The following is a 1,858-nucleotide window of genomic DNA, read 5'->3' as shown; positions in this document are numbered from 1 at the left end:
CAGGCTTTCGGCAGGCCGCTGGAGGAGCGACTGAGCACCAACACTTACTCCTGCGCAATGGGAGTCGAAAAAACCCCGCCCAGCGCCGCGGCTGCAGTGCTGGCGGCTGCGAGCAGCGTCTCGTCAGCAAGGTGGCTGTATCGTTGGGTCGTTTTGATCTGCGTGTGCCCGAGGATTTTCTGAACCTCGTACAGCGACCGCCCGGCGTTGATCAGAAGGCTTGCAAACGAGTGACGCAGATCGTGTACACGGAAGCCTGCCAGGCCTGCACGCTTTCTTGCTGTGTCCCAAGCGTAGTAGGTTTGCACATATGGCTTACCAGTTTCTGGATTAGCAAATACCCATTCGCAGTTTTTTAGTTTACCCCAGCGGGAATGCTCCATCTTTACGGCTTTAAGCAGTTCGAGGACACTGTCGGAGAGAGGTACAAAACGAGCCTTGCCTGTTTTGTTAACAGCTATTCGCCAAAACTTCTTATCCAAATCAAACTCACTCCAGCGCGCATCTAATACTTCGCGCTTCCTGGCACCGGTAAAGATGAGCATCGGTATAATGTATTTGAGCATCTTGGACTCGCTATCTTGAATTGCAGCGTGCAGTCGTCTCGCCTCCTCAGATGTTAAATACCGTTCTATTTTGTTGTTCTCTTCAAATAACGGAACACCGGTAGTTGGGTTTTTCGTAACCCCCTGTGTCTCCCAGCGAATAGCCAAGTTAAAAATGTAGCGCATCACCACCAACAATCTATTTGCAGATGCAGGTGCAGCACCACTGGCGCGACGTTTTTGGTGCATTGAGATAATGTCTTCTTTGGTGATCTCGTCTAGATAGCGATTACCAAACAAAGGCAGCAAGTGATTACGAAGAAGAGACTCATCAATATGCCAAGACCGCTTGTATCCTTTGATATAGGGCATGTAACGTTCCTCGATGAACTTAGCGAACGTCGGCACCTGTTGCAGAGTCTTTTTTACCTCGGTCGGGTCGTTGCCCAAAGCGACCTGCGCTCGAAGCTCATTGCAGCGCTTCCGGGCCTGGGCCAATGAGATGACGGAAGCGTCCCCGATGCGGTACTGACGCTGCTGACCGCGCTCAGTGGCATACCTCAAGTACCAGGTCTTGCCCCCACTCTCCCTGAGCTCGAGCAACAGGCCCTTGCAAGCAGCGTCCCATACGTTCTCCTTGGCCTTGCCTTGAGGGCATGCCAGGGTGCGAAGCTTGTTTGCAGTGAGAGCAACGACGCTCATAATGACCCCAATCAAAAAACCTTAGAGATATAAAACATGACTGAAAGTACATTTAAAATGTCTTCTCGGCAAGAAGTGTTAGTCGTGTCGATGATTCGCACCGCCCGCACCGTGCTCGGATGGAACCAGCAAACGCTGGCTGAGCGCGCCGGGATCTCGCTGGTAGCCTTGGCCAGGCTTGAGTCGCATGCCTCCAGCCCCAGGCTCTCGACCATCTCGAAGCTGAAGTCAGCTCTTGAGGCCGCAGGCGTTTTGATCGTTGAAGGGCAGCCGACCGGGGGGTTTACGCTCCAAGTGACCAGCGATGCACTGGACGCGGCTGTTGAGCATTCGAGAAGAGACGAAGGGGGAAATACGGGGGAGAAACCTTCTGATTAAAGTCTTAAAAATCAGTAGGTTAGGATGATTCCTCTCGCTTAGCCGGGGGTTGGCTGTTCGAGCCTAAATAGGCACTCGAGTGGGAATATCGGGGGAAGCGGCCAAAAAGACATCTAAAATATCTCTCTAAGCCGTACCACTGCTGGGCTCAAAAATTTTTGGGCTCAACCTGACACTGTTGGTGCGTCCTACAATCCAGAAGCTGGCGCTCAAGTTCTCGCCGGCGTAACCAG

At 52.6% G+C, this 1,858-nt stretch carries 2 protein-coding genes; one reads left to right on the top strand and one right to left on the bottom strand.

What is annotated here, in order from left to right; translation table 11 throughout:
• Positions 1-44: 44 nt before the first annotated feature.
• Positions 45-1,247, bottom strand: coding sequence for a tyrosine-type recombinase/integrase (locus ACEWE8_RS25985; RefSeq protein ID WP_395589443.1), 1,203 nt, complete (start codon positions 1,245-1,247; stop codon positions 45-47).
• Positions 1,248-1,283: 36 nt separating this feature from the next.
• Here ACEWE8_RS25985 and ACEWE8_RS25980 point away from each other — a divergent pair, with 36 nt between their 5' ends.
• Positions 1,284-1,625 carry a helix-turn-helix domain-containing protein gene (locus ACEWE8_RS25980; RefSeq protein WP_223255130.1) on the top strand — a complete coding sequence of 114 codons (342 nt, stop codon included), beginning with the start codon at positions 1,284-1,286 and terminating at the stop codon, positions 1,623-1,625.
• The last annotated feature ends 233 nt before the right edge of the window (positions 1,626-1,858 follow it).

The organism is Pseudomonas sp. TR47 (assembly GCF_044143025.1).
GTDB lineage: Bacteria > Pseudomonadota > Gammaproteobacteria > Pseudomonadales > Pseudomonadaceae > Aquipseudomonas > Aquipseudomonas putida_E.
Note: the sequence above shows the minus strand (reverse complement) of the source record. Positions and strands in the feature narration are given on the sequence as shown.

Coding starts and splice junctions, on each gene's coding strand:
- ACEWE8_RS25985 (WP_395589443.1), bottom strand. CDS start 1,247: ATGAGCGTCGTTGCTCTCACTGCAAACAAGCTTCGCACCCTGGCATGC.
- ACEWE8_RS25980 (WP_223255130.1), top strand. CDS start 1,284: ATGACTGAAAGTACATTTAAAATGTCTTCTCGGCAAGAAGTGTTAGTC.